This is a genomic window from Neobacillus novalis NBRC 102450 (assembly GCF_001591805.1).
Lineage (GTDB): Bacteria > Bacillota > Bacilli > Bacillales > Cytobacillaceae > Neobacillus > Neobacillus novalis.
On sequence record NZ_BCVP01000014.1, the window covers coordinates 13,127 to 32,307 of the forward strand.

Genomic DNA, 19,181 nt, shown 5'->3' on the forward strand with positions numbered 1-19,181 from the left:
AATAGGAGTATAAATCAATGAAATTACTTCGAAGCAACCTATTAATTTTATTAATAGGAATACTAGCTGCAGCCGCGGGCACCCTGACAGGGAATTCAAAGGCTGCGATGATTATTTCTTTATTCATCGCCATTATTTCATTTACGAAGAAAGAAACAGGGGTTTTATTCCTGCTTATACTTATTCCCATCAGACCGTTTTTAATCACGATGAATCCGGGCTTTAAGATTCTCGGCGATGCGATTATTGGCTTGTTGTTAATCAGAACGTTTTTTGATTATCGCAAAGATTTGAAAAAGCTACTTACCTTTCATCCGTTTGAATGGGCCTTCTTTGCCTTTGCAATCATCGGAGTGGTTTCCGCATTACTAACCGGCGTCTCGTTGCAGGCGATTGTTTTTCAACTGCGGGCATATTATCTATTCTATTTACTATTCTATATTGTCAAACGAATGAACTTTTCGGCTGACTTCATCCGAAAAATGTCATATACCGCCTTTTTTGTAGGGGTTATTCTTTCCTTGCAGGGAATAGTAGAAAAAATCTCTAATAAGACGATGTTAATGCCGCAGGAATGGACGGAGTGGTGGTTATCTCCTACCAATCAAATTAGAGTTTACGGCTTACTTAAAGGTCCGAATGAGCTCTCGCTTTATTTGTTAATTACCTTCTTTATCACGCTTTATCTGCTAAAGGGTATTCACGGAAAAACGCGCTATTTTATCTACGCCGGATTATCATTAATGGGGGCAACCATCCTGCTGACATATTCGCGCGGTACGATGCTAACGCTTTTAGTATTTCTGCTTGTTTATATCGTATTAAACCTTAATTGGAGTATCGTATTTGGCCGAAAATGGAGTTTCACTTTTAACCGAAAATGGAGGCCTTTTGTCGCCATCGTTGTCGTTGCCGCTCTTTCTTACGGGTTGTTTTTAGGGGTCAATCAAGCAGCCGACCAATATTATAACCAATATTTATCAGTGGAAAGCGGTCATCAAAAGAAAGAAAAAGACAAGGAATCCGAGGGCAGCAAAAGGTTCAAAGAGGCCTTTACCGAGGAAACGCTCGGACAAAGCAGTTCCAACGGCCGTATTTTTCGTGTGAAAAAGTCGATTGAGATTTTAAAAGACCATTCTATTATTGGTACGGGATTTGCCACTTTTGGCGGAGCAGCAACCATTACGTATTCCTCACCAATTTATAAGGATTATGGTATTAAGAAAAATTTATACTCGGATAATCAATATGTCCTCATTCTTACTGAGACAGGAATCCTTGGAATGCTGGCTATTGCCATAATTGGTTATTTTTTACTCGTCGCAACATGGAAAAATAGAAAAGAATTCTACGGTCCATTATTGGTTTACTTCTTTGTTGCCTTAATAGTTGGCGGGACCGTTTATAATATTTTAGAAAATAATTCGTTTATGATGATGTACTTTATCTTGCTTGGCTTTGTTTTTCAAAAACAGCAAATAAAAAAAGGGCCTGACTCCTCTTTTTGAGGAATCTGGCTCTTTTTATTGTTTCAGAGCATAGCGCTCTTTAATGGAACTCTCCATTTTCAACTGGTTGATGTTAAAGTTTGTTATCTGCTGCTTGAAATTCTTCAGCTTTCCCGCGTATTCTTGTTCAGACTGAACAGGTTTATTTTGAACTAAATAATCGATAATCCAATTATTGATGTATGAATAATAATGAACGGTATCGCCCTGATAGTTCGCGAAATTAAAAGTAATCTCCTTCATATCTTGAAAATCATAAATCTCCACATTCGGATATTTCCTCGATAGCTCATATACTTCCTTTTTAAACTTCAACCGTTCTGCTAAGTACGAAGGGTTCTTTTTATAAAAAGAAACATGGTTATAGATCGGATAGGGTGCATAGAATAACGTGAATTTTGTTTTCGGATGTGCCTGAACAAGTGAAATCACATTTTCCTTAAAGGACTTAATTAGGGTTGATGACTTTTCGTAATCAGGCAGCTGACCGATCGGCTGGACATTAGATAAAAAAGTTTGAATATGCTCAGTCGTTTCGACAGGGGCCACCTGACCAAATTTGTAAAGACTTTCAACCTCACGCCAACGCTCGTCCCCTGTTTTATTGGCCATCAAGTTTTTCTTAAGGATTTCAACCGAATACGAACTAAATAAGTAGCGAATATCATTTATTTTTGATTGATCATACATATAGGTTGGGAAATCACTTGGCGGTCCGCTTACCCAATTAGGATCACCGGAAAACGAATAATAGTTTAATTCCCAAATGACCCTTTTTAAATCGGGCTTGGTGCGAAGTGCAGCTTCCGCAACCATCGATTGCTCCTTGGCAGTTGATGCCGGCAGTGAGGCATTAAAGGACTTTCCTCCAAACTTTTCGTTCGCATAGCTTTCACGGAAATTACGTCCCATTGACGTCGCAGTAAAGACTGTATCGTAATCTTGATTTTTTAATAGTCCGGGCATTTGATAGCGTTCTGCAGCGACAAATTGCGGCCGGTAAAGGTTTGTTTTTCGAAAATAAAATAATGGATCAATGATGTACATAATCACCGAAACAAAAACGATTAATCCTGTAGACATAATTGCAAATGCAGCTAGGAATTTTTTATGTGACATAGGTTAACTCCTTAGAATTTAAAGTATAAGAATTCACTGACCCTATTTAAGTACATTAAGGATATAACAGTGAGCAGGCTAATAAATGCAACCGTAAGATAGCCTGGTTTGAAGGTTTTTAAACGTTCAATCGAGTTCTTCGCAAACACAACAATCGCAAGAATAACAACAAATAGCAAGATCAATTTTAAATCAAAATAATAAGTAGTTGGAATGAAATGGGTGCCGAACCGTTCGTTTATGATTGCCGTCATTCGTGCAGGAAAATGAAACGATTGAAGACTGAACATTTTCGTCAGCATTACCTTGACCGTTGTTAAATCCGGCGAGCGAAAGAAAACCCAGGCAATATGAACAAAGAAAAATGTAATGAACCAGGCAACCAATTTAGGAAGCCGGATATTGAAGGTTTTCCAGAAACGGAAGATGACGGATGCGACCCCGTGCAATATTCCCCAAATAACAAAAGTCCAGCCGGCACCATGCCAAATACCGCTGACAAACATAATCACAAAAAGATTGAAATATGTCCGTGCATTCCCTTTTCTGTTTCCACCGAGAGGAAAATAAAGATAGTGGGTAAAGAAGCGGCCAAGGGTTATGTGCCATCGTCGCCAGAAATCTTGAATATCCAATGATTTATAGGGCGAGTTAAAGTTTGCCGGGAGCTTAATATTGAAAAACAAGCCCAAGCCAATTGCCATATCACAGTAACCACTGAAATCAAAATACAATTGAAACGTATAGGCCAAGGTTGTAATCCAACTATCGACAAGCGTTAAGGAACCGATATTGTTATAGCCAAGATTGGCCCATTCAGCCAGTGTATCGGCGATGATAACCTTTTTAAAAAGTCCAATAGCAAAAATATACAGGCCTGATGCAATATTGGCTGATTTCATTTTGTAATTCGAGCCATCTCTGAGCTGGTCAATGATTTCACGGTGGTGAACAATTGGTCCAGCAATCAGATGCGGGAAGAAGGTAACAAAGAAGGCGTAATCAAGCAATGTGTATTCCTTCGTTCCCTCGCGGAAAGTATCGACCAAATAAGCAATTTGCTGAAAGGTAAAGAAACTGATTGCCAACGGCAGCGCGAGATGTAATAACGATATATTAGCCCCGAAAACCGCATTTACGTTTGTCATAAAAAAATCGTAATACTTGTAATAGCCGAGTAGGCCAATGTTAAACAGAATGCCGATTGTTAAAACCGTTCTTTTTAAATGCAGACCTTGAATTTTATTTAAAAGGGTTGCTAAGGTAAAATTAATGGCAATCGATGAAAGAATGATCGGTAAATACTTTACATTCCAATAGCTGTAAAAATAAAGATTAGCAGCCACTAAGAAGATTTTCGCAATATTTTTGTTTTTTAGGTTTAAAAGCAGGTAATAAACTGCGAATACGATTGGGAAGAAAACAAGAATGAATATGTAGGAATTAAATAACAAAATTCGAACCTCCTATAGATGATAAAACAACGAAGATATTATAACATATCGAAGGTGAGACAATATAGATTATCCAAATAATGTTGGGAAATGTCGATTCATATTAAGATTAACCGATTATGTAACTTTTGATTGTTTTATTTGTCAAATTTAAATGGTATATTAATAAGAATATAATGTGTAGTCGTTTTCAAAGTAGAGGAAATATTTTGGGTAAGGAGAGAAATTAAAGCTATGGCAATTTTAGTGACGGGCGGAGCAGGTTATATTGGCAGTCATACATGTGTTGAACTGCTAAATGCTGGCAAAGAAATCATTGTGATTGATAATTTTTCAAACAGTAAGCCTGAATCTTTAGTTAGAGTGAAAGAGATAACGGGTAAAGACTTTCTGTTTTATGAACTGGATTTGCTTGATCGGCAGGGTCTTGAAGACGTATTTTCGACGAACCAAATCGAGGCCGTCATTCATTTTGCCGGGTTAAAGGCGGTTGGGGAATCGGTATCCATTCCTCTTCATTATTATCATAATAATATTTCAGGAACCCTCATTCTTTGTGAGGTGATGGCCAAGTTTGCTGTGAAAAACTTAGTGTTTAGTTCTTCGGCAACGGTTTACGGCATGCCTGAACGAGTTCCGATTTCAGAGGATTTCTCACTAAGTGCAACAAATCCTTACGGCCGAACAAAATTGATGATTGAAGAAATTTTAACGGATTTATATATTGCCGATAATAGCTGGAGCATCGCCTTATTGCGTTACTTTAATCCAATTGGGGCCCACGCGAGCGGCAGGATTGGCGAGGATCCAAACGATATTCCCAATAATTTAATGCCCTATATCACTCAGGTAGCCGTTGGCAAATTAAAAGAGCTGCAAGTGTTTGGTAATGATTATCCAACCGTTGATGGGACTGGTGTAAGAGATTACATCCATGTTGTTGACCTAGCGCAAGGCCATTTAAAGGCACTGGAGCGGGTAATACCAACTAATGGAGTAGAGGCTTATAATCTAGGAACGGGAACTGGCTATAGTGTCTTAGAGCTTGTTGGAGCCTTTGAAAAGGCCGCTGGAGTGGAAATTCCTTACAAGATTATTGAGAGAAGACCAGGAGATATTGCAGTTTGCTACGCAGACTCTAAAAAGGCCAAAACCTTGCTAGGCTGGGAGGCCCAAAGAGGAATAAAAGAAATGTGTCTGGACTCATGGAGATGGCAGCAGGCGAATCCGAATGGCTATGAAGTTCGCGATTAAGTTGTTTTTATGTTTTTGAAAAAAAGGAGACTATCAAACAGTCGTTTAGTTACGAATTTTTGAAGTCTCCTATTAAGATTTCATTTTTTTAAAAACAACATATTTACTTGCAAAATAATTAAAAACAATTACGAGAATGTTTGCTGCTATCTTTGCAATAAAATCGTCAATTGTCAGGTATTCGACACAAACAATCATAGTTAGAATATCTAAGAAATAAGAGAGCAAACGAAAAAAGGTGAATACTGTAAACTCTCTTACTACTAATAATAAATTCGTTTTATTACTTTTAAATACATACAGTTTATTTGTAATGAACGCAAAAATTACGGCTAGAATCCACGAAAAAGTTGTGGCCAGCTTATAATCCATATTCATTATTTTTGTTAATATAGCGTAGCAAACGATATTAATAACAGTCGTTAGCACTCCGAAGAATAAATAACTAATGGCTTCTTTTTTATTATTCATGACACTCTACCTTTTGTAGAAAGGATCCCCTTTCATTTTAATTTTCTACCTTAGGCTATTTTTGGCTTTATCCTTCTTTTCCATACACGTTTAAATTTCATTGGCGGGAAACAGTAAATTTTGGTTGGAATTCTGCGTATTGTAACCTTTCCTTACTGTTTTTCGTCAAATTTCATGATATATTATGATGAATGATAAACATTTTGATTAAAGCAGTAGGAGAAAATATGAAGAATAAAGTAACAGTCATTTCAAATATGTACCCCACGAACGAACATAAAAGCTTTGGTGTTTTTGTGAAAAACCAAGTAGAAGCACTAAGAAATAAAGGTTTAGCCGTTGATGTAATTGCGATTGATAATCCCAATAAAGGTAAACTGAATTTGCTGAAGAAATATGGAAAATGGGCGTTCGCGTTTTTTGTCCATTTACTTTTTAAAGGAAGCAGAACATCGGTTGTCCACGCACATTATGTATTTCCGAGCGGCTGGCTGGCAAAATGGTACAAAAAGCTTTTTGGAGCCCGGTTTATTGTAACGGCCCATGGCGGCGATATTGACAAAATGGTGAAAAAAAGCGGTCGTATATTTAATATGACCAAAACCATTTTAGCAGAAGCTGATCACGTCATTGCTGTTGGCCAGGAATTATACACGACACTAGAATCAGAATTTGGGGTCTCGCGCGACAAGCTTTCCCTCATTAATATGGGTGTTAATCTGGATGTATTTAAAGTAGTGGATAAGTCAGCGGCTCGCTTGCGCCTTGGGATTCCGCAAAATAAAACGCCGCTGTTGTTTGTTGGCAATATTATTGAGCAAAAAGGTCTCAATGACTTGATTGAGGCCTTCGCAGTACTTAAGAAAGAGCAGCCTGATTATGAATTGTACATAATTGGATCGAATAAGGACCAAGGGTATTTTCAAAAACTTGAAACCGTGATAGCGGAAACAGGATTAAAAGAAAGTGTTCATTTTCTTGGGACGAAACAGCAAGCGGAAGTTGCTTTATGGATGGCTGCTGCGGAAGTATTTGTGCTTCCTTCCCATCTTGAGGGATTTGGCCTTGTCGCCTTAGAAGCAATGGCCTGCGGGACGCCGGTGGTTGGCTCGAATGTAGGTGGATTAAAGTACCTGCTCCAACAAGGGAACGGGATGCTTGTAGAAGCAAAAAATCCCGCCGAGTTGAAAAACGCCCTTCAAACCGTCTTAGGGTCTGAAGAGCTGAAACAAAAACTAATTCGCAAAGGCTTAGAAATGGCGCAGGAAAATGACCAAAATATCATGACGGATAAAGTAATCAACCTCTATCAATTACAAAAGCAAAAGGGCTGAAAAAGATACCCTTCTGTGGAAATGGGGCGGAGCGCCGCATAAATTAAGTATATTTAACCAGTTGAACGGAAAATAGTTATGACAGTACTTTGAACTGATGAGGCGTAGCTCTGCTCACACCGCCATTATTATGTTGGTGTACTACTCATATTTTATTTATTTCCATGCATAGGTTGGAAGTTGAGACTCATGCTAGTTTTTATCGATTTTCTTCTATTAAATTAGTAATTATGAAATATATGAAATATTTAGTAACTTGATTGAATTATAATATCTATTTTAAATAGGCGTTTGCTGTGTTATAATCCAACTTGGTACGTTAGTTTACAAAGTTTACAAATGGTTATTAAATAGATAACTAATTTTTAAGTCATATATATAAAGTTACTTCATTTTGCTTGTTTGCAAGTTGTTTAAATAGGCAAATAGTTTCGAGGAGGATCATAATGATCTACATCACCCTGATTATATGCTTTATCAGTTCAATCCTGCTTACACCATTAGTTAAAAAACTAGCTTTCAAAATTGGAGCAACAGATAAACCAAATCACCGAAAAGTTCATCAGAAAATTATGCCGCGCCTTGGCGGACTGGCAATTTACCTAAGCTTCATTATCGGTATGCTGGTGCTTCGACCAGAAGATCCGTATGCTCTATCGATTATTATTGGAAGTATTATCATTGTCATTACGGGAATACTAGATGATATGATCGAGCTTTCGGCGAAAGTTAAACTTATCGCCCAAATAGCTGCTGCCGCCATTGTGGTCATTTGGGGCGGAGTACATGTTCAATTTATTAACCTGCCTTTCGGAGGACACATTGAATTTGGCTATTTTAGTATTCCAATGACGATTATTTGGATTGTCGGTATCACCAATGCGATTAATCTGATTGACGGCTTGGACGGCCTTGCTGCAGGAGTATCTTCCATCGCCTTAATTACCATTTCTGGGATGGCCATTATTATGGGAGATGGCTATGTAACAGCCGTAGCCTCGATTGTACTGGCAAGCACACTTGGGTTCTTAATTTACAATTTCCACCCGGCAAAAATCTTTATGGGTGATACAGGTGCCTTATTCTTAGGCTATATGATTTCGGTATTATCACTTCTGGGCTTTAAAAATGTTACCTTGATTTCTTTTATCGTCCCAATTATTATTCTTGGTGTGCCGATTTCTGATACCTTCTTTGCCATCATTCGCCGAATTGTTAATAAAAAACCATTATCTGCACCGGATAAATCACATTTGCACCACTGTCTGCTCAGAATTGGATTTACCCATCGCCAGACCGTATTGATGATCTATGCGATGGCAGCCTTCTTTGGGCTTGCGGCCATCATCTTTTCACAAGCAAAGCTTCTCGGCGGCTTTTTCTTCATCGTGATTCTTTTGATCATGATTGAACTGTTTGCCGAAATGATTGGCCTTGCCGGAAAAAATTATCGGCCATTAATCAAAATAATGCGCGTTCTGAAAGTAACAACAGAACGGAATAGATAATAGTAATAAAAGAGCTCGGTCCTAAAGGGCCGGGCTCTTTTAAATATCTTTCAAAACAGAAAATAAACTTTTAGGAGTAAAGGAGTAGTGGTCATGTCGATTAAAAAAGCAGTTATTCCTGCAGCTGGATTAGGAACAAGATTTCTTCCAGCGACGAAGGCTCAGCCTAAAGAGATGTTACCAATTGTTGATAAACCAACGATTCAATATATCGTAGAAGAGGCAGTTGCATCGGGAATTGAAGATATAATTATTGTTACAGGTAGAAATAAGCGTGCAATTGAGGATCATTTTGATTTTTCCATTGAATTAGAACTGGAGCTAGAAGAAAAGAATAAAATAGAGCTTTTAAGCATTGTCAAGGATATCTCGAATATGGTCAATATCCACTATATTAGACAAAAAAAACCGTTGGGCCTAGGGCATGCAATTTTTTGTGCAAATAGATTTATTGGAAATGAGCCGTTTGCAGTCCTTTTAGGTGATGATATTGTAAAATCTGATACGCCCTGCCTAAAACAGCTAATGGATGTCCATGACTTGTATGGATGCAGTGTAATTGGAACGAAAATAATGGCTGACAAGGAACTGCATAAATATGGGGTTATTGCACCGGGCAATCAAGATGTTTCAGGTAAAATTGTCGAAGTTAAAGATATGGTCGAGAAACCTCGTGAAAATGCCCCTTCAAATTTTGCTATTATGGGTAGATATATTTTGACCCCTGAGATATTTACATACATAGATGAAAAAGAGGTTGGCTATGGCGGTGAAATTCAGTTAACCGATGCCTTAAGAAAGATGGCAGCTAAAGATAGAATTTTAGCCTATGCTTTTGATGGAATTCGTTATGATGTAGGTGACAAATTTGGCTTTCTTCAGGCGACAATCGAATTTGCACTTGAGAGGGAAGATATTCGGGAACCATTAGTTGAGTACTTAAAGGAATTAAGCAGGAAAAACTACCTTCCTTTTTCCTAAAGGTAAAAAGGCCGCATCACTTCGCGTGATTGCGGCCTTTTTACTTTAGTTAGAGTTTGTCGATGATTCTCCGTTACTATCGGCATTAGCATGGGTAGCTCTGATGCCGTTACCAGAAGCAGTTGAATCGGTACCAAGGTGTGCCTTAAGAATCGATTTTGTCTCTTCAAGATTTTGTTTATCAAGCTTATAGTAGTAAATTTTATTAATAGTTTTATCTTCACCCTTAAGGTTCAAGGTTTCAATGTTTAAGCCGCTCCCGGCAAGTCCATAATCCATCAAGGATTTCATATCATTGAATGACATATTTGTTTCCATATTGTTGCCAACTGCATCAATCATGTCCGCATGTTTGGAAAAGGAACCAACGGAAAGTGCCTTTTTAAAAATCGACTTAATAATCTCCTGCTGTCTCATCCCGCGCATAACATCGGTATCTTTATGCCGAGTTCTTGCAAGAGCAAGTGCCTGCTCGCCTGTTAACGTTTGAACACCAGGTTTTAAGCGGATTGCATTATGGTTATCTTCGGAATCTTTTTCTGAAATCTCATAAGGAACATCGGCCTCAATCCCGCCTAAAGCATTAACAACATCAATGAATGCATAAAAGTTGACTTTTACATAATAATCAATTGGAATATCGAGAAGCTCCTGTACGGTTTCAATGGTCAACTTTGCTCCACCGTAGGCATGGGCATGATTAATTTTTGTATACGTATCTTTTTCAGGAATATGAACATAGGAGTCACGCGGAATGCTTAACAGTTTAACAGATTTCTCCTTTTTGTTGAGAGTAGCAACAAGCAAGGCATCAGTTCTAATGGCTTCTCCGTATTGTTTTTCTCGGCTTTTAGCAGCATCAACGCCCATTAGGAGGATAGAAATGTTATCCATATCCGGATTAACTTGGGTTGTCCGTTTTGAAGTTGTATTTACTGGTTTATACGATTTATTAATAACGGATTCAGCTTTATTAAGTAAAAAAGTCGCATATCCAGCGCCGCTTAAGACAACGATTAGTAGTGGTACGAAAATCCAGATAAAGATCCGTTTTTTCCGCCCCTTTTTTTTCTGACTTACCCTTTGAGAGCGTTGAAATTCGTTCATATGAGTTCTCCTTTAATAAAATATCATTAATTTACCATTATCCTAGCTAAAGACCAGCTTTTATTTTACTCTTTTTTAAGCACTACGTAAATTGAATTTTTGTGTCGAATATTGAAAACTACCAATTTTCTATACTATTCCTCCTCAAAAAACCACATTCTAATAGACGACAAAATCCGTGTCTTGGTTACATGAACTTCCAAGGTTTTTTTATCAAAAAGAACGCTTTAACGTTATGAAAATTCAGTTAATTACATTTAATAAATTTTCAATTAAAATCTTGTAAAATTTTTTTAAAAAGACTATTAAACTCTACTGAAAATTAGTAGAATAAATCTTGCAATAAAAAATATTTTGTCGAAGGGCGGAAAGAGTGTGAAGAGAAAGATTAAAAGAAGCATCAAGAAACGTATGCTTAATGGTTCTCTAGCTGTTGCGTTAGCGCTTTCAGTGGTTCCATTGAATATTTTCCCACATGCAGCCAAAGCAGAAGGTACAGGAAGTACCGCAACTCTTCGTATCTTGGAAACTACGGACCTGCATTCCAATGTCATGCCGTATGATTATTTCAAAGATGCTCCAGTAACAGATTATGGACTAGCAAAAACTGCAACGTTAATCAAACAAGCTAGGTCTGAGAAAACGAACTCCATGCTTTTTGATGCTGGTGATACGATTCAAGGGAATCCGCTTGCCAGTTATGTAGCGAAAGTAAAAAGATTAGCACCAGATGAAACGCATCCAATTTACAAAGCAATGAATTATTTGAAATATGATGCAGGTATCGTTGGAAACCATGAGTTCAACTATGGTTTAGACTATTTAAATGATGTTTTAGAGGAAGTTCAGTTCCCGATTGTAAACGCTAACATCTATAAAGACGATCATGATAACGATCCTTCTAATGATGTTAACTATTTTTCCCCTTATAAAATCCTGCCAAAAACTATTAAGGATGATGCTGGAAACGAGCATGTCATTAAGGTTGGGGTAATCGGCTTTGCTCCACCTCAAATCATGAGATGGGACAAGGATAACCTTTCTGGGAAAGTCATTACGAAGGATATTGTCAAAGAAGCAAACAAATTCATTCCAAAAATGAGGGCAGAAGGCGCAGATGTTATTGTAGCCATTGCACACTCTGGATGTGATATTGCAGCAGAAGGAACAGAAGAAGCAGAAAATGCTGTATATGACCTAACCAAAGTTCCCGGCATCGATGCAATGTTATTTGGCCATTCTCACGTGAACTTCCCTGGAGATGCTGTCTTTAACGGCAAAGCTAACATCGATAATACCAATGGAAAAATTAACGGTGTCCAAGCTGTTGAAGCCGGTTTCTGGGGAAACAACCTTGGTGTACTTGATTTAGCTCTTGTTCAGGATGCACAAGGAAAGTGGACAGTTGATAAGGCAAACTCTAAATCAGTAAACCGTCCTGTATCTACTGACACGGCTTCGGATGAAAAAATTGTTGCTGATGTGAAGGATGCCCATGATGCTACTCTTAACTATGTACGTGGAAAAATCGGCGAAACTGATGTTCCAATGCACAGCTTCTTTACCCGTGTAATGGATGATGCATCCACGCAAATTGTGAACGCAGCACAAATGGACTACGTGAAAAAATGGATTAATGCAAATGCACCAGAATATAAGAATGTTCCTGTTCTATCCGCAGCAGCACCATTTAAAGGCGGCCGTGGTGGTGTTAGCGATTATACAAATATTCCAAAAGGTGATGTCGCGATCAAGAGTGCAGCTGATTTGTATTTGTTTGATAATACATTAAAGGCTGTAGAGGTTAGCGGTGACCAAGTGAAGCGCTGGTTAGAAATTTCTGCTTCACAATTCAAAACAATCGACCCGAATAAAGCTGGAAACCAAGATTTACTTGACTATGATTTCCGTCCTTACAACTATGATGTCATTGATGGTGTTAAATACGAAATTGACGTAACAAAACCAGTTGGACAAAGAATCATTAAATTAACATTGCTGGATGGAAAAGCTGTTGATCCAGCTCAAAAATTCATTGTAGCTACAAATAACTACCGCGCTGGCGGCAGCGGCGGTCTTCCTGAGTTGAAGGATGCAAAAGTGGTTGTCGATTCTCCATTTGAAAATCGCCAAATTTTAATGGATTATATTTCAGCAAAAGGTACAATTAACCCAGTGGCTGATAATAACTGGAGAATTGCTCCTGTTGGCGGCGTTGCAAAATTAGTATTCCACTCTGCTCCTGAAGCAAAGGCATACCTTGCGCAACAGCCAGATGTAAAAGACCTTGGTACATCAACAACAAAACCTGGATACGAGCTATTTGAATTAGATCAAAATGTACACGTTCAATTACTAGGCATCAACGACTTCCATGGTCAGCTTGACACGTGGAAAACGAATAAAGATGCACAAGGTAATGTTACTTCAGTAGTCGGCGGTATAGAATATTTAGCTGCTTACCTGAAGGACCGCAAAGCAACGAATCCTTCTAATACACTTATGATTCAAGCCGGTGACCTTGTCGGGGCTAGCCCTCCAGTTTCTGCTTTATTACAAGACGAACCAACGATTCGGTTCATGAACCAAATCGGTATGGATGTAGGGACAATCGGTAACCATGAATTTGATGAAGGCGTTGCCGAAATGATGCGTTTAATTAATGGTGGAAGCCACGAGAAAACAAAACAATATGAAGAGAAATATGGCAAGTTTACGGGTGCAGATATGAAATACACGGTTGCGAACGTAGTAAATGAAAAAACAAATGAGCCTATTTTACCTCCATATGTAGTAAAAGAAGTGGATGGCGTTAAGATTGGATTTATCGGTGTCGTTACTACTAGTACACCAACGATTGTTATTCCAAGCGGTGTAGCAGGCGTTAAATTCACTGATGAAGTCACAGCCATTAACAAGTATACAAAAGAATTAAAAGATCAAGGGATTAAATCGATTGTGGTACTTGCCCACAATGCGGGTTCTTCTAAAACTGACGGAACAGGTGCAACTGGAGATGTAGTTGATATCGCTAAGAAAGTCGATCCTGAGGTTGATGTCATCTTTGGTGCACATGACCACGCCTATTTAAATGCAAAGGTGAAGGATGACACTGGAAAGGAAAAACTACTAGTTCAAGCCTATTCTTATGGTCAAGCATTCTCTGATGTAAATTTAACGATTGACCCAGTTACGAAAGATATCGTAGCTTCACAAGCAGAAATTGTAATGACTGACCATAATAAGATTACTCCTGATGCAAAAGTCAAAGCGCAGCTTGATGGGTATCAAGAAGATATTAAACCAATCGTTAGCAAACCAGTAGGTGAAACTGGGGCTGAATTGAGCAAGACAGCTAATCCAGACGGAGAATCTGTATTAGGTAACGTGATTGCAGATGGTATGCGCACGTTGAATAAAACTGATTTTGCCTTCATGAATTCCGGGGGTATTCGTAATCCTGTGCCACAAGGTATCGTTACTTGGGGAGATTTATTCAAGGTTCAACCATTTGGTAATGATAACGTTACACTGACGATTACTGGTGAACAAGTTCGAATCTTACTAAATCAACAGTTCCAAGCACCACCAAGCTATAACAAGATCATGGCTATTTCTGGTCTTCGTTACACTTGGACAGATAAAAATGATTACGGAAAAAAGATCCTAGACATTTATCTACCAAATGGAAAGAAAATCGATCCTAAAGCAGAATACTCTATTACTGTAAATAACTTTATGGCTGATGGCGGCGATGGATTTACGGTTCTTCTCCAAGGTAAAAATCGCGTAACTGCTGGTGTTGATTTAGATCAATTTGTGGAGTACTTCAAAACATTGCCTAAAGGTTTCACTGCAGAGATTGAAGGCCGGATTAAGCAATTGGCAGCAGATACAACTGCACCTGATGCACCACAGGTTGATGCTGTAACAAATAAAACAACAAAAGTTACTGGAACTACAGAAGCTTTAGCTAAGGTAGAAGTAAAAGCAAATGGTAATGTAATCGGAACTGCAATTGCTGAAGCTGATGGTAAATTTTCTGTTTCAATCACCGCTCAAAAAGCAGGAACTGAACTTGTTGTAACAGCAACAAATGCTCTTGGCAACGTGAGTGAAGAAACAAAAGTGACGGTTAAAGACGTAACTGCACCTGCAGCACCAGAAGTTTATGAAGTAACAAACTTAGACACATTTATAATTGGATTTTCAGAACCAGGTTCCACTGTAGAAGCGAAAGTTGGAAACAAAGTTATTGGCTCGACTGTTGCTGAGAAAGATGGATATTTCGAAATCGAAATTGAAGTACAAAAAGTAGGAACGGTTATTACTGTAACAGCAAAAAATGCTGCTGGGAACGTAAGTAAAGCAACTACTGTAACGGTTGAACAATACATTGGCTGGTATTATGATGAAGATGGGTATCACTATATTAATCCTGAGACTGGCGTTGAAATGACTAATAGCTGGCTCAAGGAAGATGGAGTTTGGTATCACTTCAATAATAAAGGCATTATGGAAACTGGCTGGGTTAAAGTAAATGGCAAGTGGTATTTCTTCAGTGATGATGAAGAAACATATGGAGAAATGCAAACCGGCTGGTACAAAGAAAATAACAAATGGTACTTCCTAGACCAAGTTAACGGAGATATGAAAGTTAACTGGGCTAAAGTAGGTGGCAAGTGGTACTTCTTTAATAATTCAGGTGTCATGCAAACGGGCTGGGTGAAAGACGGTAGGACTTGGTATTACCTTGCATCGTCTGGCGCAATGCAAACCGGCTGGATGAAAGACGGCAAGACTTGGTACTACCTTGCAAACTCTGGTGCAATGCAATCAGGCTGGGTTAAGGTAAATAACAAATGGTATTACCTTGCATCATCTGGTGCAATGAAGACCGGCTGGATTCAAGTTGGCTCTAAGTGGTACTTCCTCTACAATGACGGAAGCATGGCTGCTAACACCACAATCGGCAAATACAAACTAGGTAAAGACGGAGCATGGATTAAGTAATCCTTTTCTAGAGAAAGGGGCATTTCCTTCGGGGAGTGCCTCTTTTTTTCCGTTTTTTACTATTGTTTCTTTGTTTTCGTTTTAGTTTTAATGGACAAACTGACTAACAAGGAGGATTTTTGATGCTTTATCTAACCTTGATAGTATGTTTTGCTGTTTCCATTCTTATTACACCATTGATAAAAAAATTTGCGTTTATGATTGGGGCAACAGACCGGCCGAATCAACGCAAAGTCCATCAGTCGATCATGCCGAGGCTTGGAGGCTTAGCCATATTTATAAGTTTTATCGTCGGTATTATTTTGTTGAGACCCGAAAGCCAATTTTCATGGGCCATTTTGCTTGGTTGTCTGCTCATTATTATTACTGGCTTTTGTGATGATATGTTTGAATTACCTGCCAAGTATAAGCTCCTCGGACAATTTGCAGCCGCCTGCGCTGTTGTTTTTTTAGGGGATTTACAAATGGTGTTTATTAACCTGCCATTTGGCGGCCAACTCCAATTTGGGTTTTTAAGTATCCCTTTTACGATTCTGTGGATTGTCGGCATCACCAACGCAATTAACTTAATTGACGGCCTTGATGGCTTGGCTGCTGGGGTATCTTCGATTGCCTTAATAACGATTTCAGGAATGGCGATTATTCAGGGGAATTTTTACGTAGCAGCCGTTGGCTTAATTGTCCTGGCCAGTACACTCGGATTTCTAATTTATAATTTCCATCCGGCAAAGATTTTCATGGGGGATACGGGAGCGCTCTTTTTAGGATTTATCATTTCGGTTCTCTCGCTCCTTGGCTTTAAAAATGTCACCTTTATTTCCTTTGTTATTCCAGTGATTATCCTTGGAGTGCCGATTTCAGACACGATTTTCGCGATTATCAGAAGAATCATTAACAAACAGCCCTTATCTGCACCGGATAAATCTCATCTCCATCACTGCATGCTCCGAATGGGCTATTCACACCGACAAACTGTTTTACTCATTTATGCCATGGCCGCCTTCTTCGGACTAGTCGCGGTCATCTATTCCCAAGCTAGAATCGGCGGGGCACTAGTATTAATTGGGATTATCGTCCTACTCATCGAAATAATAGCCGAAAAAATCGGCCTAATGGGTCATAACAATCGTCCATTACTAAACATCGTCCGCACACTAAACAAAAACCGCTCCTAAATGGGACGAAGGGAAGGCTCCTCGTCCCACTTTCCTATGAATATTTTCCCAATTGTTTTCTACTGATAAAACGAATATAATCTTTCTTAAGATTAGCTTACATAATCTTCCTCAAGGTAGACGGTTTCGCCTTTTTCAAGGGTACACTGGCCATTGGTTAGTTCAATCATCCAATCCATAAATGCCTGGACGCTGCTTTCGTCAACAAAAGTTTCGACTTCAACGGTATCAAAGTAATGAATTTCTTTAATTTTGTACGTAGATGACCGCAGTTCCTTTTCAATTTTCCCAAGCCAGGTGTAATCAATTTTCACTTGGACGATTTGAGAAAGCTTTCTTTCGACAATGCCAACCGAGTCCAATCCTGTAGATGTTGCTTTTCCATAGGCACGGATGAGACCGCCTGCGCCTAATTTAATCCCGCCAAAGTAGCGGGTGACAACAACTGCTGTGTCTTTCAGTTTTCTTTTTTTCAAAACTTCAAGGATGGGAACACCGGCCGTACCGCTTGGTTCACCGTCGTCGTTCGCCTTTTGAATCTGATCAAGCTCGCCAATGAGATAGGCAGAGCAGTTATGGGTGGCATTCCAATGCTGCTTCTTAATGGCCTGAATGAATTCCTGTGCTTCTAATTCTGTTTCGACCCTTTTAATGTGGGCGATAAAACGCGATTTTTGGATGTTAATTTCATGGTTTCCAGATTGTTTCACTGTACAGTAGCGGCTCAGCATAGTAAGCTCCTCCTTCTTTTATAATTGGGGAAATTAAACAGTTATATGTCAGAAAAGCTTTTTCGAAAAAATATTTGTGTAATATACCTTTAATATGTCAGTAACCTTCGAATGGTATAATAGGCTTAATTGGATTGTGCAGCTTTTATAAAAAAGTTTACTACAACAGGAGAAATGAAGTAGAAATAATACTATTATTATACTACCTTTTCTCGAATGCCGAGCCATTAGTCTACATTTTAAGGTGCAAATGTTAGTAAATTGTTACAAGCCAAGGTAAAATGAGTATGAAGGCCTAAAGGGAAAAAATCTCCCCGGAGGAAAAAACAATGAAAATAGAGCAAATTAATACGAAGTCGATTGATGAAATTCGTGAAGAAATGATTGACACGGTTACTTGTAGTAAAACTGACATATTTCGGATTGGCGAACAATGTCGAACAGACTACGAAAATATGACCAATGAATTGAAATCAATTAAGCAAATGATGGTCAAATTAAATGAAGAAGGCCAGCAGCTTGAAAGTCAGGTGCTAGAAGCGCGGGTTATGCTTTCCGAGGTTAGCATGAATTTCAAAAAGTATTCGGAGGGAGAGGTCCGGGATGCCTATGAAAAGGCTCACCAGCTTCAAATGGACCTTTCGATAAACTGGCAATATAAGAAGCAGCTTTTGGAAAAAAGGGACGACCTTGAGCGAAGACTAATCGGTTTAGATGAAACAATTGATCGTGCGGACCAGCTGATTTCGCAAATTTCTGTTGTCATGAATTATTTAACGAGTGATTTAAAACAGGTCGGTAAAGCATTGGAAAATGCCAAAGCCAAACAAGACTTCGGCTTAAAAATCATTGAAGCACAGGAAGAAGAACGCAAGCGGCTATCAAGAGAGATTCACGATGGGCCGGCACAAATGCTTGCCAACGTTATTATGCGCTCTGATTTAATTGAGCGGGTATATCGGGATAAGGGGGCGGAGGAGGCTTTTTCTGAAGTTACCAGCTTCAAAAAAATGGTTCGCGCTGCACTCTACGAAGTCCGGCGAATTATTTATGACCTGCGTCCAATGGCATTGGATGACTTAGGTCTTGTCCCTACCCTCAGAAAATATTTGCAAACCATCGAAGAATATCATAACCACTCAAAAATTGAGTTTGTGAATATCGGAATAGAACGCCGTTTGCCAACTAAGTATGAGGTTGCCTTGTTCCGAATGATTCAGGAATCCGTGCAAAATGCGCTGAAACACGCAAATGCCTGTGAAATCAAAGTTAGATTAGAAATAACAAATACTGCAATTACCGTTTTAATCAAGGACAATGGAGCCGGTTTTGATACCACCCAAAAGAAACCAGAATCCTTTGGAATAATCGGAATGAGAGAGCGAGTCGACTTGCTTGATGGTGAACTCACTTTTGATTCAAAACTTGGCAAAGGAACCGCTGTATTAATTCACGTTCCATTCATTAACTAAAGAAAATCTAATAGATTTGTGTGACTAATAAAACTAATGAAATGAAAGATTAGG

At 38.8% G+C, this 19,181-nt stretch carries 13 protein-coding genes; 8 read left to right on the forward strand and 5 right to left on the reverse strand.

The features are described 5' to 3' along the window. Nucleotides 1-17: 17 nt before the first annotated feature. Nucleotides 18-1,508 carry an O-antigen ligase family protein gene (locus tag BANVL01_RS11860; protein WP_066091889.1) on the forward strand — a complete coding sequence of 497 codons (1,491 nt, stop codon included), beginning with the start codon at nt 18-20 and terminating at the stop codon, nt 1,506-1,508. A 15-nt stretch (nt 1,509-1,523) separates the two neighbouring features. Here BANVL01_RS11860 and BANVL01_RS11865 read toward each other — a convergent pair whose 3' ends face one another. Both BANVL01_RS11865 and BANVL01_RS11870 read right to left on the reverse strand, forming a co-directional pair. After that, nucleotides 1,524-2,627 carry a hypothetical protein gene (locus tag BANVL01_RS11865; protein WP_066091886.1) on the reverse strand — a complete coding sequence of 368 codons (1,104 nt, stop codon included), beginning with the start codon at nt 2,625-2,627 and terminating at the stop codon, nt 1,524-1,526. An 11-nt stretch (nt 2,628-2,638) separates the two neighbouring features. Further along, nucleotides 2,639-4,081 carry an MBOAT family O-acyltransferase gene (locus tag BANVL01_RS11870; RefSeq protein ID WP_066091883.1) on the reverse strand — a complete coding sequence of 481 codons (1,443 nt, stop codon included), beginning with the start codon at nt 4,079-4,081 and terminating at the stop codon, nt 2,639-2,641. Between the two features lie 234 nt (nt 4,082-4,315). Here BANVL01_RS11870 and galE point away from each other — a divergent pair, with 234 nt between their 5' ends. Then, nucleotides 4,316-5,335, forward strand: coding sequence for a UDP-glucose 4-epimerase GalE (gene galE, locus BANVL01_RS11875; protein WP_066091880.1), 1,020 nt, complete (start codon nt 4,316-4,318; stop codon nt 5,333-5,335). A gap of 72 nt (nt 5,336-5,407) precedes the next feature. Here galE and BANVL01_RS11880 read toward each other — a convergent pair whose 3' ends face one another. Beyond that, nucleotides 5,408-5,806: a GtrA family protein gene (locus BANVL01_RS11880; protein ID WP_066091878.1), complete on the reverse strand. Its 399-nt coding sequence runs from the start codon at nt 5,804-5,806 to the stop codon at nt 5,408-5,410. A 227-nt stretch (nt 5,807-6,033) separates the two neighbouring features. Between BANVL01_RS11880 and BANVL01_RS11885 the strand changes: the two genes are divergently transcribed. From BANVL01_RS11885 to galU, 3 genes are all read left to right on the forward strand, one after another. After that, nucleotides 6,034-7,140 carry a glycosyltransferase family 4 protein gene (locus BANVL01_RS11885; RefSeq protein WP_235845546.1) on the forward strand — a complete coding sequence of 369 codons (1,107 nt, stop codon included), beginning with the start codon at nt 6,034-6,036 and terminating at the stop codon, nt 7,138-7,140. 446 nt (nt 7,141-7,586) lie between these two features. Further along, nucleotides 7,587-8,648 (forward strand): glycosyltransferase family 4 protein, encoded by a 1,062-nt coding sequence (locus BANVL01_RS11890; RefSeq protein WP_066091875.1) that lies wholly within the window; start codon nt 7,587-7,589, stop codon nt 8,646-8,648. Nucleotides 8,649-8,741: 93 nt separating this feature from the next. Then, the gene (gene galU / locus BANVL01_RS11895; protein ID WP_066091871.1) at nt 8,742-9,629 is read left to right on the forward strand and encodes a UTP--glucose-1-phosphate uridylyltransferase GalU; all 888 of its coding nucleotides are present in this window, start codon (nt 8,742-8,744) and stop codon (nt 9,627-9,629) included. A gap of 45 nt (nt 9,630-9,674) precedes the next feature. Here the strand turns inward: galU and BANVL01_RS11900 are convergent, their stop codons facing one another. After that, a complete protein-coding gene (locus tag BANVL01_RS11900; protein ID WP_066091868.1) occupies nt 9,675-10,736 on the reverse strand; it encodes an LCP family protein in 1,062 nt (353 codons plus the stop codon). 411 nt (nt 10,737-11,147) lie between these two features. On the opposite strand from BANVL01_RS11900, the gene BANVL01_RS11905 reads away from it, so the two are divergent. After that, entirely contained in the window at nt 11,148-15,749 is a 4,602-nt protein-coding gene (locus BANVL01_RS11905) for a bifunctional 2',3'-cyclic-nucleotide 2'-phosphodiesterase/3'-nucleotidase (protein ID WP_483310425.1), read from the forward strand. Nucleotides 15,750-15,871: 122 nt separating this feature from the next. After that, nucleotides 15,872-16,924, forward strand: a complete 1,053-nt coding sequence (locus BANVL01_RS11910) for a glycosyltransferase family 4 protein (protein ID WP_066091862.1) — start codon at nt 15,872-15,874, stop codon at nt 16,922-16,924. 92 nt (nt 16,925-17,016) lie between these two features. Here the strand turns inward: BANVL01_RS11910 and BANVL01_RS11915 are convergent, their stop codons facing one another. Then, entirely contained in the window at nt 17,017-17,655 is a 639-nt protein-coding gene (locus tag BANVL01_RS11915; RefSeq protein WP_066091859.1) for a YigZ family protein, read from the reverse strand. Nucleotides 17,656-17,984: 329 nt separating this feature from the next. On the opposite strand from BANVL01_RS11915, the gene BANVL01_RS11920 reads away from it, so the two are divergent. Continuing rightward, entirely contained in the window at nt 17,985-19,127 is a 1,143-nt protein-coding gene (locus tag BANVL01_RS11920) for a sensor histidine kinase (protein WP_066091856.1), read from the forward strand. Nucleotides 19,128-19,181: the final 54 nt, after the last annotated feature.

What these genes read in the sequence shown, in the direction of transcription:
- BANVL01_RS11885 (WP_235845546.1), top strand. Translation starts at nt 6,034, where the DNA reads ATGAAGAATAAAGTAACAGTCATTTCAAATATGTACCCCACGAACGAA.
- galU (WP_066091871.1), top strand. Translation starts at nt 8,742, where the DNA reads ATGTCGATTAAAAAAGCAGTTATTCCTGCAGCTGGATTAGGAACAAGA.
- BANVL01_RS11905 (WP_483310425.1), top strand. Translation starts at nt 11,148, where the DNA reads ATGCTTAATGGTTCTCTAGCTGTTGCGTTAGCGCTTTCAGTGGTTCCA.
- BANVL01_RS11915 (WP_066091859.1), bottom strand. Translation starts at nt 17,655, where the DNA reads ATGCTGAGCCGCTACTGTACAGTGAAACAATCTGGAAACCATGAAATT.
- BANVL01_RS11865 (WP_066091886.1), bottom strand. Translation starts at nt 2,627, where the DNA reads ATGTCACATAAAAAATTCCTAGCTGCATTTGCAATTATGTCTACAGGA.
- BANVL01_RS11880 (WP_066091878.1), bottom strand. Translation starts at nt 5,806, where the DNA reads ATGAATAATAAAAAAGAAGCCATTAGTTATTTATTCTTCGGAGTGCTA.
- BANVL01_RS11910 (WP_066091862.1), top strand. Translation starts at nt 15,872, where the DNA reads ATGCTTTATCTAACCTTGATAGTATGTTTTGCTGTTTCCATTCTTATT.
- galE (WP_066091880.1), top strand. Translation starts at nt 4,316, where the DNA reads ATGGCAATTTTAGTGACGGGCGGAGCAGGTTATATTGGCAGTCATACA.
- BANVL01_RS11900 (WP_066091868.1), bottom strand. Translation starts at nt 10,736, where the DNA reads ATGAACGAATTTCAACGCTCTCAAAGGGTAAGTCAGAAAAAAAAGGGG.
- BANVL01_RS11890 (WP_066091875.1), top strand. Translation starts at nt 7,587, where the DNA reads ATGATCTACATCACCCTGATTATATGCTTTATCAGTTCAATCCTGCTT.
- BANVL01_RS11860 (WP_066091889.1), top strand. Translation starts at nt 18, where the DNA reads ATGAAATTACTTCGAAGCAACCTATTAATTTTATTAATAGGAATACTA.
- BANVL01_RS11920 (WP_066091856.1), top strand. Translation starts at nt 17,985, where the DNA reads ATGAAAATAGAGCAAATTAATACGAAGTCGATTGATGAAATTCGTGAA.